Below are 26995 nucleotides of genomic sequence, written 5' to 3'. Positions count from 1 at the left end.
GTGTCCACCGACACGCCTCCCCCGGGGCGCCCCCGGGTCCACGTCATCCACCCCGGCACCGTCCCGGCGTCCGTCTACGGGCCGCTGGGCGAGGCGTGCACGGGGGTCGACTGGGGCGTGAGCGACCTCGGCACCCGCCGCGACTACGCCCACGCCGGCTTCGACCCGGCCGCATCCGACTCGCGGATGGATGACCTCGTCACGCGCCTACTCGACGACGACGGGGCCCTCATCGAGCAGGCGGATCTCCTGGTCGGCTGGTCATTCGGCGGCCTCGTCGCGCTCGCCCTCCGGGAACGCCTGCCCCGGGATCCCGCCGTCCTGCTGCTCGACACGGTGGCGCCCACCATCGACGTCCAGGGATCGCGGGCGCACCTCGCGCGCTGGTTCGCGGACTACCTCGGCTCCCGCGCGGGCCGCCCTCTGGCCGCCCCTCCCGCCGATGCCGACGACGGCAGGGATCCCCTCGCGGCCCTGCACGGACCCGCCATCGAGGCAGGCGCCATCGCCCCCGACGTGAGCCGCGGCGGGTTCCTCGCCCTGGCGCGCGCGTACACGGGCGGACTCGAGCGAAACGTGCGGATGACCGCATCGTGGGAATGGCCGAGGCCCGACGGGATATCGCTCGTGAAACCCGTCGACGGCCTCCTCCCGGAAAGCGCGGCGAACGGCTGGGAGGACGCGGCGGATTCCGTCGAGGTGATTCCCTGCGCGGGCGACCACTATTCCATGCTCTCCGACCCGGCGAGTCGCGCGGTGATCGCGGAGGAGATCCGCGCACGCGCCTCGGGAATGCAGCCGGCGATGTCAAATGAATTCACCTCGCGCCCGTCGGGCGTCGAGCGGACGTCATCATCTCGATTGGGAGAAGAATGAACGAGAATACCGACGACGCGGAACTCGACCGTCGCCTGGCGCGCACCCCGCTCGCCGTGGTGGGCATTTCGAGCCTGTTCCCGGGATCCTCCGATGTGGAGGGCTTCTGGAACGGCATCGTCGATCGCGTGGATTCCATCCGGGACATCCCGGAATGGCACTGGGACGTCGACGACCACTATTCGGCGGACCGGTCGGCGCCGGACAAGACGTACGCCAAGCGCGGCGGCTTCATCGACCCGGTGCCGTTCCACCCGATCGAGTTCGGGATCCCGCCGGCACAGCTCGACGTCACCGACGTGCTGCAGCTGCTCAGCCTCGTCGTCACCCGCGACGTGCTGGAGGACGCGCGCGCCGAGGGCAGCGGCTGGTACGACCGCGAGCGCACGGGCATCGTGCTCGGCGTCACGGGCGCCAACCAGCTGACGCAGCCGCTCTCGGCCCGCCTGCAGACCCCCGCCGTGCGCCGGGCGGCGCGCTCGATCGGGCTGAGCGAGGCCGACGCCGACGAGCTCGCCCGCCGCTTCAGCGCCGGGTTCGCCCCCTGGGAGGAGAACTCGTTCCCCGGGATGCTCGGCAACGTGGTGGCCGGCCGCGTGGCCAACCGCTTCGACCTCGGCGGCATGAACATGACGGTGGACGCGGCCTGCGCCAGCTCGCTCGGCGCCCTCCGCGCCGCCGCGGCCGAGCTCGTGGACCACCGCGCCGACACGATGATCACGGGCGGCTGCGACGCCGAGAACACGATCTTCATGTACCTGTGCTTCTCGAAGACGCCCGCGTTCAGCCCCACGGGCGACGTGCGGCCGTTCGACGCCTCCAGCGACGGCACCCTGATCGGCGAGGGCATCGGCATGCTCGCGCTGCGCCGCCTCGACGACGCCGAGCGCGACGGCAACCGGATCTACTCGGTGATCCGCGGCATCGGCTCCGCGAGCGACGGCCGCTACAAGTCCATCTACGCGCCGCGGGCGAGCGGGCAGCAGCTCGCGCTCCGCCGGGCGTACGAGGACGCCGACTGCTCCCCCGCGTCGGTGTCGATCATCGAGGCGCACGGCACGGGCACCGCGGTCGGCGACGCCACCGAGCTCAGCGCGCTGGCCGAGGTGCTGGCCGACAGCGGGGCGTCGGAGTCGTCCATCGGCATCGGATCCGTGAAGTCGCAGATCGGGCACACCAAGGCCGCGGCGGGCGCCGCCGGCCTCATCAAGCTCTCGCTCGCGCTGCAGCACCGGATCCTGCCGCCCACCATCAAGGTCGAGAAGCCCGCGGACTCGTTCACGGGCAGCCCGCTGCACGTGGCCACGCGGACGCGGCCGTGGTTCCGGACGCCCGAGCGGCCCGTGCGCCGCGCGGGCCTGTCCGCCTTCGGCTTCGGGGGCACGAACTTCCACATCGTGCTCGAGGAGCACCCGAGGTCGCGGGAGCTCGGCAACGCGCTCGACCGCCCGACCGTGTGGCTCTGGACCGCGCCGACCGCCGAGGAGCTCGCCGCCGCGCTGGATGCGGGAGCGGCGCCCACGCCGTCCGGCACCGCCATCTCCGCGGACGCGCCCCGCATCGCCGTGGTCGCCATCACGGAGGCCGAGCGCGACGCGCTCCTGCCGGCCGCCGCCAGGCGCCTGCGCGAGTCGCCCGGCAGCGCGTGGTCCGATCCGCGCGGGATCCACCACCGGCCGTCGGCCCTCGGCGGCGGCGTCGGGATCCTGTTCTCGGGCCAGGGCAGCCAGCACGTCGACGCCGGCCTCGGCGCCGTGCTCCGCGAGCCCCTGCTGATGGACGCGCTGGAGGACGCGTACGCGACCCCCGGCCTCGAGCACCTGGCCGCCGTCGCGTACCCGCCGCCGCCCGCCGACGCGGAGGCCGCTGCCGAGGCCGAGCGCACGCTCCGGGCGACCGAGAACGCGCAGCCCGCCATCGGCGCGCTGTCCGCCGCCCACCACCGGCTCCTCGGGGAGCAGGGGCTGGGGCTCGCCGCATCCGGCTTCGTCGGGCACAGCTTCGGCGAGCTGGCGGCGCTGTGGGCGGCCGGGTCGTTCGACCACTCGACCTTCCTCACGCTGGCCCGCGAACGCGGCCGGGCGATGGCCGAGGCGGCGGGCGCGCACGGCGACGCCGGATCCATGGCCGCGGTGCTCGCCGACCGGGAGACCGTCGACCGGCTCATCGCCGCGAGCGAGGGCGCGCTCCTGTGCAACGCCAACAGCCCGCGCCAGCACGTCGTCGGCGGACCGGTCGCGGCCGTCGCCGAGCTCGTGCGCCGGGCGGAGGCCGACGGGATCCGCGTGGTCGAGCTGCCCGTGTCCGCCGCGTTCCACACGCCCGCCGTCGCGGGCGCCGTGGGCGCGTTCGGGCAGGCGGTGCGATCGCACGGCGTGGGCGCCCCGACGCGGGGACGCGTCTACGCGAACACGGCCGACGAGGAGTACGGGGAGGACGCCGAGGCGAACGCCCGGATCCTCGCGGACCAGCTCGCCCGGCCCGTGGAGTTCGAGCGGGCCGTGCGGCGCATGCACGACGACGGCATCCGGATCCTCGTGGAGTGCGGCCCCGGGAACGTCCTCGGCCGCCTGGCCACGAGCATCCTCGCCGACGACCCCGACGTGCTCGTCGTGAGCGCGGACGGCGGGGACCCCGAGACCGCACAGCACGCGCTCGCCACCGCTGTCGCGCAGCTGGCCGTCGCGGGGGCGCTCCCGCGCTGGCAGAGCGCCGGCCTGCGGGCGCGACCCGCGGCCCGCCCGGGCAAGGGCCCCGCCGTGATGCTCGCGGGCGTGAACCACGTGTCCGCCGACCGCGCGGCCGCGTTCGAGGAGCTCCTCGCCACCCCGTACGCGCTCCGCACGGACGCCCCCCACGAGCAGGACGCCTCCCCCGCGCCCCTGCTCCCGTCGACCCCGGCCGACGACCCCACGAGCCCGCGCCCTCGCGCGGAGCTCGTGCCCACCACCCCCATCCCGTACCTCCCGCGAAGCGAGTCATCCACCATGAGCGTCACCACCGCATCCACCGCCACCCGGACCGCCCCCGTCACCGCCGATCAGCTCGACCTCGCGAAGGAGCAGCTGCACGTGCACGCCGCGTTCCTCTCCGGGCAGCAGAACGTCAGCGAGTCCCTGCTCGCGATGCTCGACGGGGGCGCCGGCCGCCTCTCCGTGGACGGCATGCGCGAGATCGTCGCGCAGTGCATCGCCGTCGGCGACGCGCACGTGCAGGTCAACCGGCTGATCACCGGCGTCGGCGACGGCGGGGCGTCCCCCGCGCACGGCCTGCCGACGTCGATCGACGGCGGTGCGCTCCTCGCGCGGCCGCGGGTCGAGGCGACGGTGGGGGCGCCCGCGCCGTCGACCGACGCGGGCGCTCCCGCGGGTGCCGACGCTGACGCCGCTCCTGCCGCCGCTCCTGCCGCCGGGCTGCACCCCGTCCCCGCGCCGGCGCCCGCTTCGGCCCCGGAGCCCGCTCCCGCGCGCGTCCCCGCTCCCGCTCCCGCTCCCGTCGAGGAGCCGGCCCCCGCGGCCGCGTCGGCCGCGTCGGCACCCGCCGCCGCGGATCCGGCCGCCGAGGTGGACGTCGACGCGCTCGTCCGCGAGATCGTGGCCGAGAAGACCGGCTACTCGGCCGACATCCTCGAGTCGGACATGGGCATCGAGGCGGACCTCGGCATCGACTCGATCAAGCGGGTCGAGATCCTGGGCGCCATCGGCGAGCGCTTCCCCGGCCGCGCGCCGTTCTCGCCCGAGGAGGTCGCCGAGCTGCGCACCCTCGGCGACATCGTGGAGGCCCTGCGCGGCCAGACCACAGGCACCAGCCGCGAGCGCCGCGCGTCGTCCGCCGCGGACGACGAGGAGGCTGCGCCAGGGATCCGCAGGTCGACGGTGCGCTGGGCCCCCATCGCGGGACCCGACCTCCCGGTGACCGTGGCGCCCCGCGTGGTCCGGGTGCGTGACGGATCCGCGTCGGGCATCGCGCCCCGGCTGCGGGACGAGCTCCGGGCGGCAGGGCACGACGTGCGGATCGACGGGGACACCCCCGATCGCCCCGACGACGCCGACGCCGCCGCCGACCTCGTGCTGATCGTCGGCCCCCGCCCGGACGCCGACGCGACGGAGACGCTCGTGGACGCGCTCGACGCGGTCCGCGCGTTCGCCGTGACCGTCGCGGATCGCGCGGCCACCGGGCCGGCCACCGGGCCGGCCACCGGGCCGGGCGCAGACGGCACCGACGCGGCCCCGCAGCTGCTCGCGGTCGGGCTCGTCGACGACCGGGACAGCACCGACGCGCGCGGCATAGCCGCGGCGGGGCTCGCGGGCCTCGTCCGCACGCTGCGCATCGAGCACCCGGGGATCCGCGCCCGCGCGCTGCTCCTCGATGGCGGCGCGGACGACACCGCGGCCGCCCTCATCGCGTGGGAGCTCGACGACACCGCCGACGGGCTCGACACCGTCAGGTGGCGCGACGGCCGGCGCGAGGCGCCCGTGGTCGAGCCGGAGGCGCCCGCCCACGACGCGGGCGCCCCCGGCCGGGCCGCGTACGCGGACCTCGGATCCGACGACCTGGTGCTCGTCACGGGCGGCGCGCAGGGCATCACGGCCCGCTGCATCCGCGACCTCGCCGCCGCGCGCCCCGGCCCGGGGCTCGTGCTCGTCGGACGCACGCCGCTCGAGGACGAGGACGGCTGGTCGCGCGACCTCGCCGACGAGGCGGATCTCCGCGCCGCCGCCACCGAGCACCTCCGGAGCACCGACCGGCGCCCCACGCCGCGCTCCGTGGGCGCGCTCGTGGCGTCCGTCGCCGCGCGCCGCCAGGTGCGGGACCAGCTCGCCCGGCTCCGCGCGGGCGGCACCGAGGCGCACTACGCGAGCGTCGACCTCACCGACCGCGACGCCACCGCCCGCGCCCTCGCGCCGTTCGCCGACCGCATCGTCGGCATCGTGCACGGCACCGGCGCCATCGCCGACCGGCTGCTCGTCGACAAGACCCGCGAGGACGCCGCCCGCGTCGTCTCCACCAAGGTCCGCAGCCTCGAGAACGCGATCTCCGCGCTCGGCGGCACGGATCGGCTCCGGCACGTGGCGCTGTTCTCCTCGGTCGCCGGCCTCTTCGGCAACCGCGGCCAGTCCGACTACGCCATGGCCAACGCCGTGCTCGACCGCTGGGCGGAGGCGCTCGCCGACCGCCTGCCCGACGCGCACGTCGTCGCCATCGACTGGGGCGCGTGGGAGGGCGGCATGGTCTCCGACGCGGTCCGCGAGCTGTTCCGCTCCCGCGGGTACGCGCTCGTGGGGCAGGACGACGGGGCGCGCCTGTTCGTCGAGCAGTTCGGATCCGCGCGCACGGGCCAGACGCACGTGCTGCTCGGGCCGGCCGAGCCGCTCTCCGGGGATCCGGCGCCGCTGCGCCCCACGCGCAGCGCCCTGCCGATGGGCGAGCTGCTCGACTCCGAGCTGGTGCGCGCCCACGCGCTGGAGGGGCGGCGGATCCTGCCCACGGCCGCGGGCGTGTGCCTGCTGGCGGGCGCCGCGATCCGCCACACCGGACGGGGCATCGCGCGGATCGAGGACATCCGCGTGACCGCGGGCGTCGAGGAGGGCACTGGCGCCTCCTTCGCCGTCGCGCTCTCGGAGGGGCCGGCCGCGGCGGACGGATCCGCCACCGTTCGCGCGGTCCTCGCGAGCGTCGGAGATGGGCCGGCGGGTGCCGACCGGCCCCGGTTCACGGCCGTGCTCGTGAGCGGGTCGGCCGGAGCGGCGGGCCTCGCGGGATCGGCCCCGACAGGTCAGGTGGGCGCGATCCCGCCGCTCCGCCCGATCGACCCCTACGCCTCCGGGCTGCTCTTCCACGGCGACGCGCTGCGCGCCGTCACGGGGATCGCCCGGGACGGCGCCGACGTGATCGTCGGGGCGGTGGATCCGCGGATCCCGCGGCCGGCCGAGACCACCGGCGCGCCCCCGCTGGACGCCGCGACGCTCGACGTGCTCCTGCAGGCCGCGCTGGTCGCGGCCCACGAGGCGACCGGGATGCGGACGCTGCCGTCCGCCATCGGCGCGCTGCGGTGGACGGGGGAGGCCTCGCCGGGAGACCCGCTCACCGTCCGCGCCACCCGCATCGAGGAGCGGCCGGACGGCGTGCGGATGGACCTCGAGGCGCGCGCGGGCGGCCGCCTGCTCGCGGTGCTGGACGGCGTCGTCGTCACCCGCCGACCGGAGCCCTCGCCGGAGCCCGTCGCGGAGGCCGCCGCGGCCGCCGCCTCGGCGACGACCGCCGAGATCCACGCCACGACGACGCAGACGGCGATCCGCGCATGAGCACCCGGATCGCCGTGGTGGCGATGGACTGCCTGCTGCCGGGCGCCGTCGGGGTGGACGCCTTCGCGGAGCTGCTGACCGACGGCCGCGACGCGCGCGGCGCCGACGACCCGCGCCTCCCGCGCGCCGACTCCGCCGCGGGCTCCGCCTTCGCGTCCCGCCGCGGCGGCTTCCTCGACGCGGACGACCGGGCCCGGGCCCGCGCCGAGAGCGGGCTCGGCCCCGACGCCGACGACGCGCGCTGCTGGGCCACCTTCGTGGTCCGCCGCGCCCTCGCCGGGGTGGGCGGATCCACGCCGGACCGCTCGCGCACCGGCCTCGTCCTCGGCTGCTACACCTTCCCGACCGAGCGCTCCGCCGCCGTCTCCCTGCCGCTCATCGAGGAGGAGGTGCGCGCGGGGATCCGCGACGCGGGCCTCGCCACGGTGCCCGGAACGGTGCCCACGAGCGCGGATCCGGGCCACGTCGACGCCGCGGGATCCGTGGCCGACGCGGTCGCGGACGCCGCGGGCCTCGGCGGCCGGCGCCTCGTGCTCGACGCGGCGTGCGCATCCGGCCTCTACGCCGTGCGCCTCGCCTGCGACGCGCTCGCGCTCGGCACGGCCGACACGGTCGTCGCGGGCGCGGTCTGCGCGCCCGACCTGCCGCTGCTCCACCTCTCCTTCTCCGACCTCGGCGCGTACGGGCGCGGCGCCTCGGCGCCGTTCCGCGCGGACAGCACGGGGATCCTCACGGGCGAGGGCGCCGCGGTCGTGGTCCTCCGCCGGCTCGACGACGCCCTGCGCGACGGCGACGAGGTGCTCGCGGTGATCGAGGGATCCGCCCTCGTCAACGACGGCGCCGGCCAGCACCCGCTCGTGCCGGGCCAGGCGGGGCAGCGCACCTGCTACGACCTCGCCTACGCCGACGCGGGCCTCGCGCCGACCGACGTCGACTACATCGAGTGCCACGCCACGGGCACGCCCGTGGGCGACCGCACCGAGCTGGCGTCGCTCACGGCGGCCTTCGGCGAGCGGATGCCGCTGCTCGGATCCGTGAAGGGCAACATCGGCCACCTGCTGACCGCCGCGGGGATCACGAGCCTCATCAAGGTCGTGCTCGCGATGCGCTCGGGGACCATCCCGCCCACGGTCGGCGGCGCGACCGACGCCCCGTTCCTCCACCCGCGCGTGGTCGGCGCGCCCACCCCGTGGCCCGCGACGGACGGACCGCGCCGCGCGGCCGTCTCCGCGTTCGGGTTCGGCGGCGCGAACGCGCACCTCGTGGTGTCGCACGACCCGGCGGGCGAGCGGGCGGCTGGCGCGGCCGAGGCGACCGCGGACGACGCTGCGCGACCGACCGGATCCGGGCGCCTGCCCGCCGTCGCCGTCACGGGCGTCGGCGCCTACGTGGGCGCAGGTGCGCGCGTCGCGGACCTCGCGCACGCCGAGGGCAGCGGCGACATCGCCGCTCTCGCCGGTGCCGACACGGTCCCGCGCCTGCACGGCACTCCCGCCGACGGCCGCGCCCTCGGCCCCATCGCGCTCGACCCGATCGGCGACCGCATCCCGCCGCGCGACATCCCGCACCTCAACCCCGCGCCGCTCGCCGTCGCGCGCGCGGTCGGCGACGCGTTCGCCGACGCCGACCGCATCGAGGGCACGGCGGAGGGCGCCGCGCGGCGCTTCGGATCGCGCACGGCCGTGGTCGTCGCGCTCGACCTCGACGCCCGCGCGCACGAGCGCCTCGCCCACCTGCGCGCCGACGAGCTGCTCGCGCGCATCCTCGACGCAGACGAGGACGACGTCGACCCCGCCACGGTGCGGACGGTCCGCGACGCCCTGCACTCGCCCCTCAGCGCGACCGAGGTGATGAGCTACATCGGCAGCATCACGGCGTCGCGGATCAGCTCCACCTGGAACCTGACCGGGCCGTCGTTCACGGTGTCCGGCGGGCCGCTCGGCGTGATCCGCGCCGTGGAGGCCGCGCAGCTCCTCCTCGCCGATCCGACGATCGAGGCGGTCGTCGTGGCGGGCGTGGATCTCGCGGTCACGGCCGAGCGCGCCCTCCTGCCCGGCGCATCCGCCCGGCCGCTCGACGCCGCGACCGCGTTCGTCCTGCGCCGACCCGAGGACGCGGAGGACGCGTACGCGCTCGTCGACGTCCCCGCCGCAGGCGAGGGCCCCGGCGCGGATCCGGCCCCGCAGGCCGTCGACGTGCACGCGCCCACCGCCGCGGAGCGCGCCGCCCTCGTCGCCGACGTCCTCGACGCTCACCCCGGCGCCACGGGGATCGCCGTCACGAGCACCCGCGAGACCTGGGGCGATGCCGCCAACGCCGCCGCCGGCCTCATGCTGCTGCGCACGGTGCTCGGGATCCACGCCCGCGTCACGCCCGCCACGCTCGCCGACCTCGACCTGCCCGCCGACCTGCGCCTGCGCCTCGACGCGGCGTCGAGCGGCGAGGCGGTCCCCGGCACGCCCTGGCTCGCCCGGCGGGACGCGCCCCGCAGCGGCCTGATCCGCGTGCTCGGCCACGACGGCGCGACCGCCGCCCTCCGGGTCGTCGAACCGCCACGACGACGGCAGGTGGATCCCGGTGCCGCCTGGCGCGCGGGCGGCGGCCGACGCCTCGTGCGCCTCGACGCCGCCACGCGGGAGGACCTCGCCCGGGCGCTGGGCCGCCTCGCCGACGGCGTCGCGCCGGAGGATCTGCCCGCGACCCCGGGCGGTCCCGAGCGCCTGGTGCTCGTCTGCCGCGACCGCGCGACCCTCCCCCGCGAGGCCGCGCGCGCCCGCGACGCCATCGCCTCCCTCACTCCCGGCGCACGCTGGGCGGCTCCGGGCGGCAGCAGGTACGCGACCGTGGATCCGGCGGACCCGCCGCGCATCGGCTACGCGTTCCCGGGCGCCTTCACCGCCTACCCGCGCTTCGGCGCCGACCTTCTCCGGATGCTGCCCCGGGCGATGGACGCGTTCGACGCGATCGTGGCCGAGTCGTCCGAGGAGGTCCGCCTCGGCCGCCTGCACCCGTGGCGCCACGAGGCCGCGTCGCCCGCCGAGCTGATGCGCTACGAGGAGGAGCTGCAGCGCGACGTGCCGTTCATGCTCGGCGTCGGCACGACGTTCGCCATGGTCTACGCCGACCTGCTCACGGGCCTGACGGGCACGCCGCCCACGTCGACCGTCGGGTACTCGCTCGGCGCGTCCTCGATGCTGTTCGCGACCCGCCGCTGGGACCGGCACCGCCGCGCGCTCCGGCGGATCATCGCGTCGCCCGTCTTCCAGGACGAGCTGGCCGGGGAGCTCCTCACCGTCCGCCGCGCCTTCGGCATGGACGCGTCCACGCCGCTGTCCGAGGTGTGGCGCGCGGTCGTCGTGCTCGCGCCGGCCGACGAGGTGGCGGCGCGCGTCGCCGGATCCCCGCGGCTGCACGTCACGCACGTCAACACCCCGGGCGAGGTCGTCGTCGCGGGTCCCGCGGCGGACGTGCACGCCCTCGTGCACGAGAGCGGCTTCCGCACCGCGCCGTCGCCCGTCGTCTCCCCCCTGCACTCCCCGCTCGCCGAGGAGTGGGCGGACGAGCTCGTGGCGCTGCACCGCTTCCCGCTCGGCGAGGGCACGGATGCGCTCCTCCTCGACTCGGTCGACGGCCGGCCCATCCCGCCCACGGCCGACGAGGAGGAGCTGGCCCGCTCCATCGCCCGCTCGGTGATCGAGCCGGTGGACTTCCCGCGGCTGGTCGAGGCGATCGCCGAGCACGCCGACCTCGTGCTCGAGGCGGGCCCGGGCGGCACCTGCGCGCGCTGGATCACCGACACCGCGGTCCCCGGGCTCCGCGCCCTCGCTCCCGACCACCGCGGCGCGCCGTTCGGCAGCACGTGGCCGGCGTTCCTGGCCGAGCTGATCACGCAGGGCGTCGACGTGGAGATCGACGCGTTCGGCCTGGATCCCGTCCCCGCGCCCCCGACCGGACCCCTCGTCGGGCGCACCACGTCGATCCGGCGGGACGTCGCCGCCGCGTTCGCGCGCGGGCGGGCGCCGCAGCAGGAGGCAGCGCCCGAGCCCGTGCCCTCGCCGACGCCCGAGCCCGCCGTCGCGCCCGAGCCCGCGCGCCTGTCCTGGGATCCCCGCGCCGCCGCCCTCGGCCCGTGGTGGAGACCGGGCACCGCCGCGCCCGCCGTCCCGACGGGCCCGCGCGGCGAGATCGCGGACCTCGTGCTCCACGGCCGCCAGCAGCTCGTCCGCCAGGTCATCCGCGCCCACCGCGACACGCTGCGCTTCCAGCACGCGATGCTCGTCGAGGCGGCGCGCGCCCTCCCGGAGGACCCGCGTGGCCGGCCGGCCGTCGCACCCTCGGCAGCCGCGCCCGATCCGGCCCCCGCGACCGCGCCGGCAGCCGCTACCGCGTCCGACCCGGCGACCCCGACCGCCATCTGGGACGAGCAGGACCTCCTCGAGTTCGCGACCGGCGACATCGCCCGGGTCTTCGGCCCCGACTACGCCGAGATCGACGGGTTCGCGACGCGCGTGCGCCTCCCCGCGCCGCCGTACCACTTCGTCTCGCGCGTCGTCGACGTGCAGGGCGAGCGCGGCCGGTTCGAGCGCTCGACGATCACCACCGAGTACGACGTGCCGCTCGACGCCTGGTACCTGGTCGACGACGGGGTGCCGGCGGCGGTGACGATCGAGGCCGGGCAGGGCGACCTGCTCCTCGTCTCCTGGCTCGGCATCGACGCGGAGAACCGCGGGCTCCGCACCTACCGCCTCCTCGACAGCACGCTCGTCTTCCACGGCGACCTGCCGCGGGCCGGGCAGACGCTGCGCTACGAGATCACGATCGAGCGGTTCATCCGCAACGGCCCGACGACCCTGTTCTACTTCGGGTACCGCTGCTACGCCGACGGCGTCCTGATCCTCGAGCTCACGAGGGCGACCGCGGGCTTCTTCAGCCGGCAGGAGCTCGAGGCGCCGCTCGGGATCCTGCCGGAGCCCGCCGGACCCGAGGTCCCGGCGACCGGGCCCGACCGCCCGTGGCGGAAGCCGGTCGAGCAGACCGACCACCACGAGCTCGACGCCGCCGACCTCGCCCGGCTCGCCGCGGGCGACGTCGCGGGCGTCTTCGGCCCGCGGCACGGCCAGCCCGCGGGGACGAATCCGGGGCTCCGCCTGCCGACCGCGCAGCTGCGCATGATCGACCGCCTCGAGATCGATCCCGAAGGCGGCACCCACCGGCTCGGCAAGGTCACCGCGCACCTGGACCTCGATCCCGACGGCTGGTACTTCCGCTGCCACTTCACCGACGACCCGGTGCTCGCCGGATCCCTGGTGGCGGAGGGCGCCGTGCAGGCGCTCCAGGTGCTGCTGCTGCACGAGGGCTTCCACCTGGTGCTGCCGGATGCGCGCTTCCAGACCATCCCGGGCATCCACACCGACGTCGCCGTGCGCGGCCAGATCGTGCCGGGCGACGCCCGGCTCCGCTACGAGCTCGACATCCGCGAGCTCACCCTGCTCCCCCGACCGACGGTGATCGCCGACGTGCTCGTGTTCCGCGACGACCAGCCGGTCGTGCGCATGCGGGACTTCGGCGTGCAGATCCGCGAGAAGGAGGGCTCCCCGTACCGCCCGGGGACGGGTGGTCGTTCCCCGTTCCTCGGGCGCCTCTCGAGCCGCGGCGTGCCCACCGTGGTGAACGAGCTGCAGCTGGCGCACGCCGCGCGCGGCGACCTCGGCACCGCGATGGGGCCCGAGTTCGACGTCTACGGCGACCGGCGCGCCCCGCACATCCCGAACCGCGACTTCCAGTTCGTGGACCGGATCGAGAGCGTCACCGGCGAGCGCGGCCGGCTCGCGCCCGGGATGGTGATGGTGAGCGAGTACGACGCGCACGCCGACAGCTGGTACTACCGCGAGAACCCGGCGGGGATCATGCCGCACGCGGTCATCCTCGAGTCGTCGCTGCAGGCCGCGATCCTGCTCGGCTACTACCAGGGCGCGACGCTCGACCAGCCGACCGTGGAGTTCGCGATCCGCAACCTCGACGGATCCGCCGAGCTCACCGGCCCCTTCCCCGCGCTGGGCAGCACGATCCGGCAGACCACGACGCTCCTCTTCAGTTCGGCCGTGGAGGGCAACGTGCTGCAGAAGTTCCGCTACGAGCTCGCGGGCCCTGATGGGGTGTTCTACCGCGGCGAGTCGATTTTCGGGTACTTCTCGGAACAGGCGCTCGCGTCGCAGACCGGCCTCGACGCCGGCGCGCGCACGGTGCCGCGGTCGCTCGCCGCGGGATCCGACGCCCCCGACCTGGTCCTCGACGCCGCCGCCCTCGACGCCCGCCACCGGCAGCGGCCCGACCGGCTCGCGCTCCCGGGTGGCCGGCTCGCGCTGCTGGACGAGGTGCGGATCCACCTCGACCAGGGCCCCGCCGGCCTCGGCTCCGTCTGGGGCCGCCGCGACGTGACGCCCGACGACTGGTACTTCACGCGCCACTTCCACCGCGACCCCGTGCAGCCCGGCTCGCTCGGCATCGAGTCGATGCTGCAGGCCCTGCAGGTGCTCGCGGTCGAGAAGGGGCTCGTCGACGGGTTCCGGGATCCGCGCATCGAGCTCGCGCAGGGCGTGTCGACCACCTGGTCCTACCGCGGCCAGGTCGCGACGACCGACACGGACTGCCAGGTGGAGGTCGACATCACGCGCGTCGACCGCGAGCCGGGCGCCGTCACGGTCGTCGCCGACAGCTCGCTGTGGAAGGGCGACCTGCGCATCTACGCCGTCACCGGGCTCGCGATCCGCATCCACGACGGCACCACCGACACCCACGGCATCCCCCCCCACCGACCGCACCCTCGAGGAGACGAACCATGACTGACACCTGGGGCTGGACCGGCCCCGACACCCCCGAGCCCTCGCCGGAGGCCCTCGCCCGGGCCCTGCACGACGTGGAGCGACCCGTCTTCGTGGTCGACACGCCCGACGGTCCGGCCGTCGCCTCGACGGGCGGGCTGTCGGCCCAGCCGACCGCGCGCCTGCTCGCCGCGGCGGGCCGGGTGGATCCCGACGCCCTCGGCTCGGCCGCGTTCCGCGCGGACCACGGCGTGCGCGCGGCGTACATGGCGGGCGCGATGGCCGGCGGGATCGCCTCGGTCGAGCTCGTCGCGGCCCTCGCGAACGCGGGGCACCTCGCCTCCTACGGCGCGGCGGGCCAGCTCCCCGCGCACATCGACGACGCGGTGGAGCGGATCCGCCAGGCCGCGCCCGGGCGCCCCTTCGCCGTCAACGTGATCCACAGCCCGAGCGAGGCGGCCCTCGAGGACGGCGTGGTCGACGTCCTGCTGCGCCGTGGGGTCCACCTCGTGGAGGCGTCGGCGTACCTCGAGCTCACGGAGGCCCTCGTGCGCTACCGGCTCACGGGCCTGCACCGCACGGCCGACGGGCGCGTGGTGGCGCCGAACCGGGTGATCGCCAAGGTGTCGCGGCCCGAGACGGCCCGCCTGTTCCTCCAGCCGCCGCCCGCCGCGATCGTGGGCCGCCTGGAGGAGCGCGGCGCGATCACGGCGGACGAGGCAGCTCTCGCCGGCCACGTGCGCATGGCCGACGACATCACCGCCGAGGCCGACTCGGGCGGGCACACCGACCGGCGGCCGCTCCTGCCGCTGCTGTCGAGCATCATCCTGCTGCGCGACCGCCTCACGCCAGCGGGCACCGTCGGCCCGCGCGTGGGAGCCGCCGGCGGTCTGGGCACACCCGAGGCGCTCGCGGCGGCGTTCGCGATGGGCGCGGAGTACGTCGTCACCGGATCCGTGAACCAGTCGTGCGTCGAGTCGGGCACGAGCGACGCGGCCCGCGCCATGCTGGCCGGCGCCGAGCTCACGGACTTCGCCATGGCCCCGGCGGCCGACATGTTCGAGCTCGGGGTGGAGCTGCAGGTGCTCAGGAAGGGCACCATGTTCCCGATGCGGGCGTCCCGCCTGCTGACCATGTACCGGGCGGCCGCGTCCCTGGAGGGGCTCGCCGCTGAGGACCGCGAGTGGCTCGAGCGCGTGGTGCTGCGGGCGCCGATCGAGGAGGTCTGGGCGAGCTGCGTGGAGTACTTCACCCGGCGGGATCCGGATCAGCTCACGCGCGCCGCAGGCGACCCCCGGCGCCGGATGGCGCTCGTCTTCCGCTGGTACCTCGGCATGGCGTCCCGCTGGGCGACCGTCGGCGAGCCGGGTCGCGAGGCCGACTACCAGGTCTGGGCGGGACCGGCCCTCGGCGCCTTCAACGCGTGGGTCCAGGGCACGCCGCTGGAGCGGCCGGAGGGCCGACGCGTCGCGCTCGTGGCCGACGTGCTCCTCCGCGGCGCCGCCGTCGCGACGCGCGCCACCGTCCTCACGGCGAGCGGCGTGCGCACGGGCGCGGTGGACGCCCGGCGGCTCCTCGACGCGGTCGGCGCGGTCGGCGCGCCCGCCGCAGGCCCCGATACCGTCCCCGATGCAGCCGCCGCCGCCGCGAGCGGAGCGCACCGATGACGCTCACCGCTCCCCCGCCCGAGACGCGCGCCCCGAACACGGACCTCGGCTGGCTCGGCGACCCGTTCGCCCCCGACAACCCGGCCGGCTTCGCCCAGGCCGTCGCGCGGTCCCGCCGCGGGGTCCGGCCGGTCAAGGTCCTCGAGCGCGCCCGCCGCGCCGGCCTGCACCTCATCTACACGCCCCGGATCTGGGGCGGCGCCCTCGAGGATCCCGTCGCGGCCGGCCGCATCGCCCGCACGCTCGTGGCGCGCGACGCCGACATCATGACGAACCTCCTCATGTCGCTCACGCCCGTGCTCATCACCGGCCTCCTCGGCGACGACGCGCAGCGCGCCGACGTGGTCGCCACGGTCGTCCGCGGCGGGCACGTCGGCTACGCGCTCTCGGAGCGGCGGCACGGATCCGACCTCCTGAACCTGGAGACGCGCGCCGAGCACGACGGCGAGCGCATCACCCTCACCGGCCGCAAGTGGTGGGTCGGCCAGGCGCCGACCGCCGAGCGCTTCGTGGTCATCGCGCGCAGCGGCGAGCGCGGCCCGCTGGCGTTCTCGGCCTACGACGTGCCCGCCCCCGCGCTCGGCCTGGCGGTGCGCCCGCCGCACGCCACCGCCGGGTTCCGCGGCACCGAGTTCAGCGACGTGGACCTCGACGGCGTGGTCGTCCCCGGATCCGCCCTCCTCGGCGAGCGGGGTGCCGCGCTCGGCGCCGTGCTCACCTCCCAGTCCATCGTGCGGACGCTGAGCCTGCCGGCCGCGCTGGCCTGCATGGACGCCGACCGGCTGCTGCTCACCCGGCTCTCCCGCGAGATCCGCGGCGGCAAGGCGCTGCGCGACGACGTCGTGTTCCTCGCCGAGGTCGGGCGGATCGCCGCGCGGGTGCTCGCCGCCGAGGCGGTGGCCGAGGCCGCCCTGCGCGAGATGGCGACGGATCCGGCCTCCGCGGTCCTCCGCTCCGCGTTCGCCAAGCACGTCGTCTCGCGCTGCACCCAGGAGGTGCACGACCTCGTCGGCGACGCGCTCTCGACCCGCGGCATCGCGGGCGACGGGGCCTGGGGGATGCACGACAAGGTCGTGAGCGACGCGCGCGCCATCCGCGTCATCGACGGCAGCCCGCTGGCGACCCTCCGCACGGTCGCCGGGTTCCTCCCGCGCTGCGTCGCCGACGCGGGCGACGAGCCGCCGACCGGCGACCGGGACGCGGATCCGCGCCGGTTCGACCCGGCCCGCGTCGCGATGACCCCGCCCCGTCGGGACGAGGCCGTCGCGCTCCTCCGCCGGGACGAGGACGCGATCCGGGCGACGCCGGACGGCGCGTCGCGCGCCCCCATCGGCGCGCTCGTGGCCGCGCTCGACGACTCGGCCCGCCGCATCGGCGCCGCGGCCTCCGCCGCGCGCGAGCTCCGGCCGGCTGCCCTCCTCGCCGAGACAAGGCGCCACGCCTGGCTGTCGAGCGCGGCGAGCGCCGTGGTCGCGCGCCGCTCCGGGCTCGTCGGCCCGGTCGCCGCGCGCATCGGCGGATGCAGCATCCCGCTCGCCGTCGCCGCGCTGCTGGAGGGCGCCGGTATCGACGGCGTCGAGCCCTCCGTCGCGGAGGCGGCCGACCTCGGCCGCGCCCTCCTGGACGCGGGCGACGACGAGCTGCGGGAGTGGGGCGACGATGCCTGAGCCGGCCCCGACGCCCGAGCTGACCCCGATGTCGCCGCCCGCGGATCCCGACGGCCGCGCCAGCCGCCTCGCGCTCGGCCGCGCGTTCGAGTCCGCGATGGGCGATGCGTGGGGCGACGGCCCGTTCGGGTTCCCCGCCGCCCTGATCCGCGACGAGACCGAGCGCGAGGCGAGCCCCGAATACACGGCGCTCCTCGCGACGGGCTTCGTCCGCTGGACCGTGCCCGCCTCCGCGGGCGGCGAGGCGGTCGACGTCGACGAGACGTTCCTCCTCGCCCGCCTGCTCTCCCGCCGCGACCAGACGCTCGCGGTCACGGCAATGGCCACGACGGTCGGCTACCTCCCGGTGTGGGTGGGCGGCACCGACGCGCAGCGGGCGGACCTCGGCGCCCGGGTGCTCGCGGGCGACCGCGTGGGCTTCGCGCTGTCCGAGCGCGCGCACGGCAGCGACGTGCTGGCGAACGCGACGGTCGCGACGCGCGTCCCCGGCGACGGCGACGGCGACGGCGACGGCGACGGCGACGGCCGCGACAGCCGAGGCGGCGGCTGGAGCGTCACCGGATCCAAGGAGGGCATCGGCAACGCCGAGCACGCGCGCTTCTTCACGTGCGTGGCGCGCACGGGATCCCGGCCCGGCCCCGGCAGCATGTCGATCCTCCTGGTCGACCGCGACCGCGCAGGCGCCGCCGACGCCGTGCGCGACGCCCGCACCTGGCGGATGACGGGCCTCCGCGGCTTCGCCCTCGGCGACGTGTCGTTCCACGACGCCCGCGTGCCGGACGGTGCCCTCGTCGCCCCCGAGGGCCACGGCCTCGAGACGCTGCTGCGCTCCGGGCAGGTCGCGCGGGCGCTCATCACCGCGCTGCCCCTCGGCGGCACCGACACCTCGCTCCGCCTCGCGCTCGACTTCGCGCGCCGGCGGCGGATCTTCGGCGGGCGCGTCTCCGACAACCCGTACACGCGCCGCCAGCTCGCCGAGTGCTTCGCCCGGCTGATCCTCGCGGAGAGCGGCAACACCGCGGCCATCCGCGGGATCCAGGCCTTCCCCGGCCAGGCGGTCGTGCTCAGCAGCGCGGTGAAGCACGCGATCCCCCGGCGGCTGACGGCGATCCAGGACACCCTCACCGACGTCATCGGCGCCCGCCACTTCGACCGCGAGCACCCCCGGTTCACCCCGCACGCCAAGGCCGTGCGCGACGGCCGGGTCGCGCACTTCGCGGACGGCAACGCGGTCGTGGTCCTCAAGGCCGTCGCGGCGGCGCTCGACCGCGTGCTGCCCGGGGATCACGCGATCACCGACCCCGGGGATCCGTCCGCCGACCCGACCGCCGACGCGCGCGACGCCCTCGCCCGGGTCGCCGACCTCTCCGCGGAGCTGCCCGCCTTCCACCCCCAGCGCCAGACGATCGCCCCGCAGGGCGCGGACGTCGCGACCGCCGCGCTGGCGGGAGCGGCGCGCCGCCTCGCGGCGCTCGCGGCCGTCGCCGCCGATCCGGTGGAAGGCGACAGCGACACCGCCGGTCCCGCCCTGTCCGCCCTCGCCCGCCGCGCATCCGACGACCTCGCCCGCATCTGGGAGCGCGGCCGAGCCGCCCGCGCGCGCCACGCCCAGGCCCTCGCCGCCGAGGGACCCCGGTACCTCGCCTCGGCCGGGCCGCTGCGCACGGCCGAGCTCGGCTGCGGGATCGTCATGGCCGGCTGCGCGGCCGCCGCCTGGTCCGGCAACCCCACCGCCCTCGGCAGCGAGCGCGACACGCTCGCCGTCCTCGCGCTCGGCCTCGCCCTCGACGCGGGCACCGCGGACGACGTCGACCCGGGCGTCGTGGAGCTGGTCGCGCGCGTCGCCGAGCGCCTGCACGACGAGGGCCGCCTGTTCTCGTACCTGCCCGTCGAGCTCGCGCCCGAGGCCGAGGAGCCGTCGTGGGCCTGATGCGCGGCCGCTCCGCGACCGCGGCCGCCGCGCCGCAGTCCGCCCCCCGCGCGTCCGTCCTGCTCGCGGGCGCCGCCGAGATGCGGGAGCTCGCCCGCCGTCCGCTCGCGCACGCGGCCGATCGCGAGCGGCGCGACGCGATGCGGTCCGAGCGCGCGCGCACCCGCTTCACGGCCAGCCGCGCCCTCGCCGCCGAGCTCCTCGCCCGCCGCGGCATGCCCGGCACGCCGCGCATCACCGCCGACCGCCGCGGCCGACCGCTGCTCCCGGAGGGCTGCGGCCTCTCGGTGAGCATCTCCCACACCGACACGTGGATCGCCGTGGCCGTGTCGTCGAGCCCGAGCTGCGGCGTCGACGTGCAGTCGCCCGTGGATCCCGCGCGCTTCCCGCCGGTGATCCTCGAGAGCTTCCTGCCGCCCGGCTGGATCGGCCACCTGGATCGCGGCCCCGACCCCACCCGCCGCTTCACGCGCATGTGGGCGTCTGTGGAGGCCGGCCTCAAGTGGCACGGCACGGGCTTCGCCGTGGGGGTCGACGCCCTCGCCTGGCGCACCGACGGCCGCGGCTCCTCGGTCACGGATCCCGCGACGGGCCGCTCGGCGCGCATCCTCGTGCACGACCTCGACGACGGATCCGCCCTCGCCTTCGCCACGGCCCCGTGCGCCCCCCACGAGGTGGAGGTCGGCACCCTCCGCGACCGCCTGCGCCTCCCCGACGAGACCCCCCGATCCCCCGCATCCCCGACCCTCCCAGGAAGAGGCACACCATGACCGACGCACTCCCCCGGCTCGCGATCATCGGCGCCGGCATCTCCGGCATCGCGGCCGCCTACGAGGCTCGCCACCGCGCCCGCATCGTCATGTACGAGGCGGCCGACCAGCCAGGCGGGCACGCGTGCTCCATCGACGTCGACCACGGCATCGGCCTCGACACGGGCTTCGTGGTCTTCAACCGCCCCAACTACCCGCGCCTGTCCGCGTTCTTCGCGGAGCTGGGGGTCGAGACGACGCCGCACACGGGCGAGTTCACCTTCTTCGACCACGTCGGCGGCCGCGTGTACGGCTCCCCGGAGCTCGAGTCGGAGACCGAGCCCGAGGATCCGGAGCTGGCCCTGATCTGGCGCGAGTCCGAGCGCTTCGGCCGGGAGGGCCGCCGCGACTTCCTCCGCGGCCAGGCCGACATGCCGCTCCGCGAGTACCTCGACACGCACGGCTACGCGCGCTCGTTCCAGGACGGCTACATCGTGCGCCTCAGCACGGCCGTGTGGTCGGCCCCCTTCGACCTCATCTGGGACATGCCCGCCGCGACGGTCATCGCGTACTTCCTCGCGCACGGCAACAGCTCGCTGGGCGGGCGCGGCGTGGGCTGGGAGACGGTCACGGGCGGATCCCGCCGGTACGTCGACGCCGCCATCGCCGCCATCCGCCCTGACCTCCGGCTCGCGACCCCGGTCTCCGCGGTCGCCGAGGACGCGGACGGCGTCACCGTCACGACCGCGGCGGGCGACGTCGAGCGCTTCGACGCCGTCGTGGTCGCGACGCACGGCGACACCGCGCGGGGGATCCTCGCCACGCCGACCGACGGCCAGCGCCAGGCGCTCGCCGACATCCGGTACTCCACGAGCCGCATGGTGCTGCACACCGACACGAGCGTGCTGCCCGCGGATCGCGCGCGCTGGACGAGCTGGAACTACGGCGACGCCGAGGGCGCGGACGGGCCCGTGCCCTACGTGGCGTGGTACCTCAACAAGCTGCAGGGCTTCGAGTCGGCGACCGACTACGTCGTGACGCTCGACTACGCGGGCGAGATCGGGCCCGAGCACGTCATCGCCGACCACCGGGTCCAGCACCCGATCATCGACCTGCCGCTCCGGCAGCTGCAGAAGGAGATCCACCGGCTCACGACGAGCGACCGCGTGGCGCTGGCGGGCTCGTACTTCCACTCCTCCGACCTCGGCTGGGACGTCATCGGATCCCACGAGGCCGGCTTCACCTCGGGCACGCGCGCGGCCCGCACGCTCCTCGCTGCGCGGACCGCGGCAGCCCCGGCGGCGGCCCCCTCGGACGCCGTGCCCGCCTGATCCGCGGACGCACGCGAGAGGGGCGGCGGGCTCATGCCCGCCGCCCCTCTTCCGCGCCCGTCGCGCGCTACCGCTCCGCGAGCCTCGCGTGCACGCGCGTGCGCGCCTCCGGCCACTCGGCGGGGAGCGACGCCTTCGGCGCCTCCCAGAAGACGAACACGCTCGACTTCATGCTCGCCGTCTGGCTCCGCTGCGCCGTGGCGTGCTGCTCCTGGCGCGCGTAGGCGTAGATCGCCTCCTTCGACTCCCACGCGGACAGCGTCCAGAACTCGCGCTTGAGCGGCAGGGCCTGGAGCGCGACACCGACGTTGCCCGCCGCGCGACGCGCCTGGAGCCACGCCCTGATGGAGTGGACGAAGAACGCCGGCACCGCGCGCACGGTCGTCAGCTCGAACCGCGAGGCCATGATCACGACCTCGGCGGAGGCGGACCCGGACGCGGACGCGGTGCGGGATGCGGGCCCGGAGGTCCAGGGGATCATCGGCATGGTCGTTCCTCCTTCACACGGTGGCGCCCGCGCGGGCGGGCCGGGCCGGATCGGCGACGGCGTCGCCTCCGGTGCTGCTCGGGGTCGGTGCGGCCGCGGACCTGGCGGTGCGCGGCAGGGCGAACATCGCGATGGCGCCCACGCCCGTGATGATCCCGCACGTGATGAGCGCGGGGCGCATCCCGTCCACGAAGGGCTGGCCGGGCAGGTAGTCGCCGTTGCCGACGAAGATCGCGGTGGCCAGGGCGATGCCGACGGCCATGCCGAGCTGGCGGAGCGTGCTGTTCACGCTCGACGCGATGCCGTGCTCGGAGTCCCGGCGCCCCATGAGCACCGCGTTGGCGAGCGGCGCGAGGGTGAGCCCCATGCCGATGCCGGCGACGACCATCGGGATCACGACGGTGCCGTACTCGGTCTGCGCCTCCACCACGGAGGCGATGACGAGGATCGCGCCCGCCTGCAGAGCCAGCCCCGTGATGAGCACGGGCTTCACGCCGAACCGCTGCACGATGAACCCGCTGAGCGGCGCGACGACCATGGGCGCGAGCGTCCACGGCGCCGCGCGGAGGCCGGCCTCGAGCGCGCCGTAGCCCATCGACACCTGCAGGAACTGGCTGAGCAGGAAGATCGCGCCGAAGACGCCGGCGCTGAAGAGCAGGCCGCCCACGTTGGCGAGCGCGAACGCCCGCTCCCGGAAGAAGCGCAGCGGCAGGAACGCCCGCGGGCTCCGGTGCTCGTGCCAGATGAAGGCGGCGAGACCCGCGGCCGAGACGGCGAACGCGCCGATGATCTCCGGCGCCGACCAGCCGCGCTCCTCCCCCTCGACGACCGCCCAGATGAGCGGGAGGGTGAACACGATGCCGAGGACGGATCCGGCGCCGTCGAACCCGAGGCCGGTTCCCTTCGACTCCCGCAGCGCGAGCGCCACGAGCGCGATGGTCACGACGCCGATCGGCACGTTCAGCCAGAAGATGCCGGGCCAGGTGAAGCCCTCCACCACGGCGCCGCCGATGATCGGCCCCGCCGCGATGCCGAGGCCGTTGACGCCGCCCCACACGCCGATCGCGATCGGCCTGGCCTTCGGCGTGGTGGACGCGGAGACGAGCGCGAGGGAGAGCGGGACGATGCCCGCGGCCCCGAGGCCCTGCAGCGCGCGCATGGCGATGAGCATGTCGGAGCTCGTGGAGAGCGCCGCGCCCATGGACGCGAGCGTGAACAGCGCGACGCCGGCGAGGAACACCCGGCGGCGGCCGATCCGGTCGCCGAGCGCGGCGACGGGGAGCATGAACGCGGTGAACACCACGCTGTACGAGTTCACGAACCACTGCAGCTGCTCGACGGTCGCGTCGAGGTCCTGCTTGATGATCGGCAGCGCGAAGGTCATGACGAGGCTGTCGAGGGCTGCCATGAACATCGGCAGTGAGGCGGCGGTGACGGCGAGGACCACTCCGCGGGGCGGTCGCTCTGCAAGGTCGCGAGACATCGGTTTCCCATCGATGAGGGGTGGATGAGGCGGTGGACGAACAGCTGGATAGTAGCACTTCCTAGTGAAGGCCGACAGGGTCGGGTCGCGCGCCGGGGCGGACACCCGCCCTGGCCGCGACCGGGCGCCGCAGGTACCGTCGCAGCATGAGCCCGCACGGCATCGTCGCCCCGCCCCCGCCGCCCGACGGGCAGAGGGCGAAGGGGCCCGCCTCCTACTTCCCGAGCATCGAGACGACGTACGGGCAGCCGGTCCAGCACTGGATCGACCTCGCCGACGCGCGCCTCGACGTCGAGCCGCACATGCCGGTGGTCGCCTGGCTGAAGGCCGAGCACGGCCTCGGGCACGGGCACGCCAACGCCGTCGTCGCGTTCGTGAAGGCGGCGCGCTCCGCCTGACGCGCGCCCCGGTCGGCGCGGGATCCCGCTGGCGCGCGTGCTGGCGCGCTTGCTTGCGCGCGTGCTGGCGCGCGTGCTGGCGCGCGTGCTGGCGCGCGTGCTGGCGCGCGTGCTGGCGCGCGCCGCAGTACCAGATCCGTCGCCCGCGCGCGCGGATCATCCCGAATCGGCCGCGTCTCCCCAGGCGTCCGCCGCTTCTCCTCGCGGACGGTTAGCGTCAGCCGCGATGAACACCCTCCGACCCCTCCTCGTGATGGACTACGCCTTCTCCTACCTCGGTGGGGCCCAGACGGCCGTCGTCCAGCAGGCGCTCGCGCTCGCGCGCGCGGGCCACGCGGTCACCGTCGCGGCACCCGACGCGACGTCCGTCCGCGAGCTGCACGGAACGGGCGTCACCCTGCACGACGTCGCGCCCACCCTGCCCGTGTGCCTCCTCGGCCTGCCGGTGATCCGCGCCGACGCCGCCACCCGCCGGGACCTCGGCGCGCTGATGGACCGGTCGGGCACCGACCTCGTCCTCACGCACTCCGAGCACGGGCTCGCGGCGACCGCCCTGCGGCTCGGGCGCGAGCGGGGGATCCCGACGATGCACACCGTCCACACCTTCTTCATGCGCGGCCCGGCCTGGGGCGGGTTCCTCGCACCCGCCGTCACGGCCGTCCACCGCGCGATGACCGGGCTGCCGGATCCGCGGGTGCAGCTGGCCCCGCGCCGCCTCGACAGCGCCCTCCGCGGCATGACGCTGGCCGTCTGCTGCGAGGCCGACCTCGTGCTCTCGCCCTCCGCCCACCAGGCCGTCGCGCTGCGCCGTGCGGGCCTGCCCGCCGTCGAGGTGCTCTCGAACACGAGCTGCACCGCGCGCGGGGCGTCCGCCGAGCTCCCCGCGAGCGGCGCGCTGCGGCTCGTCTGGGCGGCGCGGTTCGCGCCCGAGAAGCGCCTCGACGTGATGCTCGAGGCGATGGCGCTGGTCGCCGAGCTGTCCGGGCCGGACGCCGTGCACCTCGACCTCGCCGGAGGCCGGCCGCGCGGCGCCGTCCCGCCCGGCGTCACGGCGCACGGCCGCGTGTCGACCGCCACGGTGACCGCGCTCCTCCGCGGGGCGCACGCGGCCGTGATCACGTCGCTCGGCTTCGACAACCAGCCGATGATCGCCATGGAGGCCTTCGCGGAGGGACGCCCGGCGCTCGTCAGCGATCCCGTCCTCGCCGCGGAGTTCGGCGGGGCGGTGCTGCTCGCCGACGACACGGACGCGGAGGGGCTGGCCGCGTCGATCCTCCGGCTGGCCGCGGACCGGCGCCTGCTCGACGGGCCCGCCCGCGAGGCCCGCCAGCTCGCGGCCGAGGTCGCCCCCGCCGCGCACGCCCGCGGCGTCGAGGAGGCCTGCCGTCGCGTGGCCGGCGCCCGACGCGGATCGACCCCGGCGTGAGCGACCCGACCGCCCGGCCGGGGGCGTCCGGCGTCGGCGAGGGCGAGATCGTGGGAACCTCATCCGTGCGCATCCTCTTCTCCGTCGTCCGCATCGCCACCGCGATCGCCGCCGTCATCGGCGTCATCGCCCAGTACCACGTGAACTACGCCTACTGGCAGGACCTCGGCATCCCGGGCATCGCCGGCAAGTCGCTCGACTTCGCCCTGTTCTTCACCGTCGACGCGAACCTGCTCGGCGCGGTCGTGCTGGCCGTCGGCGGCGTGCGGCTCGCGCGGGGCCGCCTGGCGGATCCGGGGGTCGGCTGGGTCACGCTGCGCCTCGCGTCCACGGTGTACCTCGTCATCACGGGCATCGTCTGGAACCTGCTGCTGCGCGGCCAGCCCCAGCCGGAGCCCCTGAAGCTCGACTGGGCCGACCAGATCGTGCACGTCGCCGTGCCGCTGATCGTGCTGCTCGACTGGATCCTCGCGCCCGACCGCCGGCCGCTCCGCGCGGGCGCCATCGGCCGCGTCATCGCGTTCCCCCTCGCGTGGATCCTCGTCACGCTCGTCCGCGGCCCGTTCACCGGCGACGAGGTCTTCCGCACCGCCACCTATTACCCGTACGGGTTCCTCAACCCGGACTCGTCGCCCGGCGGGTACGGCACGGTCGCCGCGTACGTGGTCGGCCTCACGCTCGCCGTCTGCGCGATCACGGGCGCGCTCATCCTCGTCTCGCGCCGGCGCTCCCCCACCGACCCGCACCGCGCCGCGGCCTCCGCTATACGCTGAGCACGCGCCCGGCCGCTGCCCCGCCCGGCGCCGCCCGACCGCGAGGAGCCGCCATCCCGACCATGCGAGAGGTCGCCGCGCGCGCGGGGGTCTCGATCGCCACGGTCTCCTTCGTCGTCAACGGCACCAAGGCCGTCTCCGAGCCCACGCGCCGCGCCGTCACCGAGGCGATGCGGGAGCTCGGATACCGCAACAACGTCGTGGCCCGCGCGCTCGCGAGCAAGCGCACCCGGATCGTCGCGCTGCTGTTCCCCGCAGACGTGCAGCGCCTCAGCCGCATCGCCCTCGAGATCTTCATGAGCGCCGCCACGCGCGCATCCGAGCTCGGGTACCACCTCGTGCTCTGGCCCACGGGCACGTCGCCCGACGACGTGTCCGACCTGGTGAGCGGCCGTCTCGTCGACGGCGTCATCGTGATGGAGGTGCGCATGGACGACTCGCGCATCAGCGAGCTGGCCGCGCTCGACGTGCCGTTCGTCTCCATCGGCCGCACGGCGGACACGCACGACCTGCCGTTCGTCGACATGGACTTCGAGCGCACGGTCGCCGACGGCCTCGACCACCTGCAGGGCCTCGGCCACCGCCGGTTCGGGCTCATGGTGGAGGACCTCGAGGGCGGGCCGCTCCGCGGGTACGGGCCGACCACGCGCACCGAGTCGGCGTTCCTCCGCGAGACGGCGGCGCGCGGGCTCGGCGGCCACGTGGTCCGGTGCGCGCCGACGCCGGTGGGCGGACGCGCGGCGGCGGGCGAGCTGCTGGCGGCGGATCCGGGGATCACGGCGGTCATGCTCCTCAACGACCAGGCGGCGCGCGGCCTGATCTCGGGGCTCGACGCGGCGGGGCGGCGCGTGCCTGACGACATCTCGATCCTGTCGCTCGCGTCGTCCACCGAGGTGGGCGCGCTCGTCGAGCCCGCCCTCAGCACCATGGACGCGCCCGGCCCGGAGCTCGGCCGCCTCGCCGTCGAGATGCTGCTCGCGCGGCTCGACGGCACGTCCACGGAGCTGCCGCACGCGCTGCTGCCGTGCCTCCTGCACGTGGCCGCGTCGACCGGGCCGGCGCCGGCCGCCCGCTGAGTCGCG

Annotated in this window: 14 protein-coding genes; 12 read left to right on the top strand and 2 right to left on the bottom strand. The window is 76.1% G+C overall.

The window, feature by feature from the left end:
• From KYT88_RS01025 to KYT88_RS00990, 8 genes are read left to right on the top strand one after another with little or no spacing between them, the layout of a single operon-like run.
• The gene (locus KYT88_RS01025) at positions 1-876 is read left to right on the top strand and encodes a thioesterase domain-containing protein (protein WP_043583048.1); all 876 of its coding nucleotides are present in this window, start codon (positions 1-3) and stop codon (positions 874-876) included.
• Positions 873-7181: a type I polyketide synthase gene (locus tag KYT88_RS01020; RefSeq protein WP_051629164.1), complete on the top strand. Its 6309-nt coding sequence runs from the start codon at positions 873-875 to the stop codon at positions 7179-7181. The genes KYT88_RS01025 and KYT88_RS01020 overlap by 4 nt, the downstream gene beginning before the upstream one ends.
• Entirely contained in the window at positions 7178-14023 is a 6846-nt protein-coding gene (locus tag KYT88_RS01015) for a beta-ketoacyl synthase N-terminal-like domain-containing protein (RefSeq protein WP_051629163.1), read from the top strand. Before KYT88_RS01020 ends, KYT88_RS01015 begins: the two co-directional genes overlap by 4 nt.
• Entirely contained in the window at positions 14020-15669 is a 1650-nt protein-coding gene (locus tag KYT88_RS01010; RefSeq protein ID WP_081840871.1) for a PfaD family polyunsaturated fatty acid/polyketide biosynthesis protein, read from the top strand. Before KYT88_RS01015 ends, KYT88_RS01010 begins: the two co-directional genes overlap by 4 nt.
• Positions 15666-17336, top strand: a complete 1671-nt coding sequence (locus tag KYT88_RS01005; RefSeq protein WP_237583730.1) for an acyl-CoA dehydrogenase family protein — start codon at positions 15666-15668, stop codon at positions 17334-17336. Before KYT88_RS01010 ends, KYT88_RS01005 begins: the two co-directional genes overlap by 4 nt.
• Positions 17329-19266, top strand: coding sequence for an acyl-CoA dehydrogenase family protein (locus tag KYT88_RS01000; protein WP_237583729.1), 1938 nt, complete (start codon positions 17329-17331; stop codon positions 19264-19266). Before KYT88_RS01005 ends, KYT88_RS01000 begins: the two co-directional genes overlap by 8 nt.
• Positions 19257-20036, top strand: coding sequence for a 4'-phosphopantetheinyl transferase family protein (locus KYT88_RS00995; protein ID WP_237583728.1), 780 nt, complete (start codon positions 19257-19259; stop codon positions 20034-20036). The genes KYT88_RS01000 and KYT88_RS00995 overlap by 10 nt, the downstream gene beginning before the upstream one ends.
• Entirely contained in the window at positions 20033-21346 is a 1314-nt protein-coding gene (locus KYT88_RS00990; RefSeq protein ID WP_043583038.1) for an NAD(P)/FAD-dependent oxidoreductase, read from the top strand. Before KYT88_RS00995 ends, KYT88_RS00990 begins: the two co-directional genes overlap by 4 nt.
• Before the next feature lie 67 nt (positions 21347-21413).
• Here the strand turns inward: KYT88_RS00990 and KYT88_RS00985 are convergent, their stop codons facing one another.
• Positions 21414-21833, bottom strand: coding sequence for a hypothetical protein (locus KYT88_RS00985; RefSeq protein ID WP_043583035.1), 420 nt, complete (start codon positions 21831-21833; stop codon positions 21414-21416).
• Between the two features lie 13 nt (positions 21834-21846).
• Complete coding sequence (locus tag KYT88_RS00980) at positions 21847-23316, bottom strand: MFS transporter (protein WP_043583034.1); 1470 nt, start codon at positions 23314-23316, stop codon at positions 21847-21849.
• Between the two features lie 146 nt (positions 23317-23462).
• Between KYT88_RS00980 and KYT88_RS00975 the strand changes: the two genes are divergently transcribed.
• The 4 genes from KYT88_RS00975 (at position 23463) to KYT88_RS00960 (ending at position 26989) form a co-directional block, all read left to right on the top strand.
• Complete coding sequence (locus KYT88_RS00975; protein WP_043583032.1) at positions 23463-23714, top strand: DUF4287 domain-containing protein; 252 nt, start codon at positions 23463-23465, stop codon at positions 23712-23714.
• A gap of 226 nt (positions 23715-23940) precedes the next feature.
• Positions 23941-25140: a glycosyltransferase family 4 protein gene (locus KYT88_RS00970; protein ID WP_043583028.1), complete on the top strand. Its 1200-nt coding sequence runs from the start codon at positions 23941-23943 to the stop codon at positions 25138-25140.
• A complete protein-coding gene (locus KYT88_RS00965; RefSeq protein WP_237583726.1) occupies positions 25137-25913 on the top strand; it encodes a Pr6Pr family membrane protein in 777 nt (258 codons plus the stop codon). Before KYT88_RS00970 ends, KYT88_RS00965 begins: the two co-directional genes overlap by 4 nt.
• A 62-nt stretch (positions 25914-25975) precedes the next feature.
• On the top strand, positions 25976-26989 hold the full coding sequence (locus KYT88_RS00960) for a LacI family DNA-binding transcriptional regulator (protein WP_043583018.1): 1014 nt from the start codon (positions 25976-25978) through the stop codon (positions 26987-26989).
• The last annotated feature ends 6 nt before the right edge of the window (positions 26990-26995 follow it).

It is taken from the genome of Clavibacter sp. A6099 (assembly GCF_021919125.1).
GTDB classification, from domain to species: Bacteria; Actinomycetota; Actinomycetes; order Actinomycetales; family Microbacteriaceae; genus Clavibacter; species Clavibacter seminis.
Note: the sequence above shows the minus strand (reverse complement) of the source record. Positions and strands in the feature narration are given on the sequence as shown.

What these genes read in the sequence shown, in the direction of transcription:
- KYT88_RS01020 (WP_051629164.1), top strand. Translation starts at nt 873, where the DNA reads ATGAACGAGAATACCGACGACGCGGAACTCGACCGTCGCCTGGCGCGC.
- KYT88_RS01015 (WP_051629163.1), top strand. Translation starts at nt 7,178, where the DNA reads ATGAGCACCCGGATCGCCGTGGTGGCGATGGACTGCCTGCTGCCGGGC.
- KYT88_RS01010 (WP_081840871.1), top strand. Translation starts at nt 14,020, where the DNA reads ATGACTGACACCTGGGGCTGGACCGGCCCCGACACCCCCGAGCCCTCG.
- KYT88_RS01005 (WP_237583730.1), top strand. Translation starts at nt 15,666, where the DNA reads ATGACGCTCACCGCTCCCCCGCCCGAGACGCGCGCCCCGAACACGGAC.
- KYT88_RS01000 (WP_237583729.1), top strand. Translation starts at nt 17,329, where the DNA reads ATGCCTGAGCCGGCCCCGACGCCCGAGCTGACCCCGATGTCGCCGCCC.
- KYT88_RS00990 (WP_043583038.1), top strand. Translation starts at nt 20,033, where the DNA reads ATGACCGACGCACTCCCCCGGCTCGCGATCATCGGCGCCGGCATCTCC.
- KYT88_RS00985 (WP_043583035.1), bottom strand. Translation starts at nt 21,833, where the DNA reads ATGCCGATGATCCCCTGGACCTCCGGGCCCGCATCCCGCACCGCGTCC.
- KYT88_RS00980 (WP_043583034.1), bottom strand. Translation starts at nt 23,316, where the DNA reads ATGTCTCGCGACCTTGCAGAGCGACCGCCCCGCGGAGTGGTCCTCGCC.
- KYT88_RS00975 (WP_043583032.1), top strand. Translation starts at nt 23,463, where the DNA reads ATGAGCCCGCACGGCATCGTCGCCCCGCCCCCGCCGCCCGACGGGCAG.
- KYT88_RS00970 (WP_043583028.1), top strand. Translation starts at nt 23,941, where the DNA reads ATGAACACCCTCCGACCCCTCCTCGTGATGGACTACGCCTTCTCCTAC.
- KYT88_RS00960 (WP_043583018.1), top strand. Translation starts at nt 25,976, where the DNA reads ATGCGAGAGGTCGCCGCGCGCGCGGGGGTCTCGATCGCCACGGTCTCC.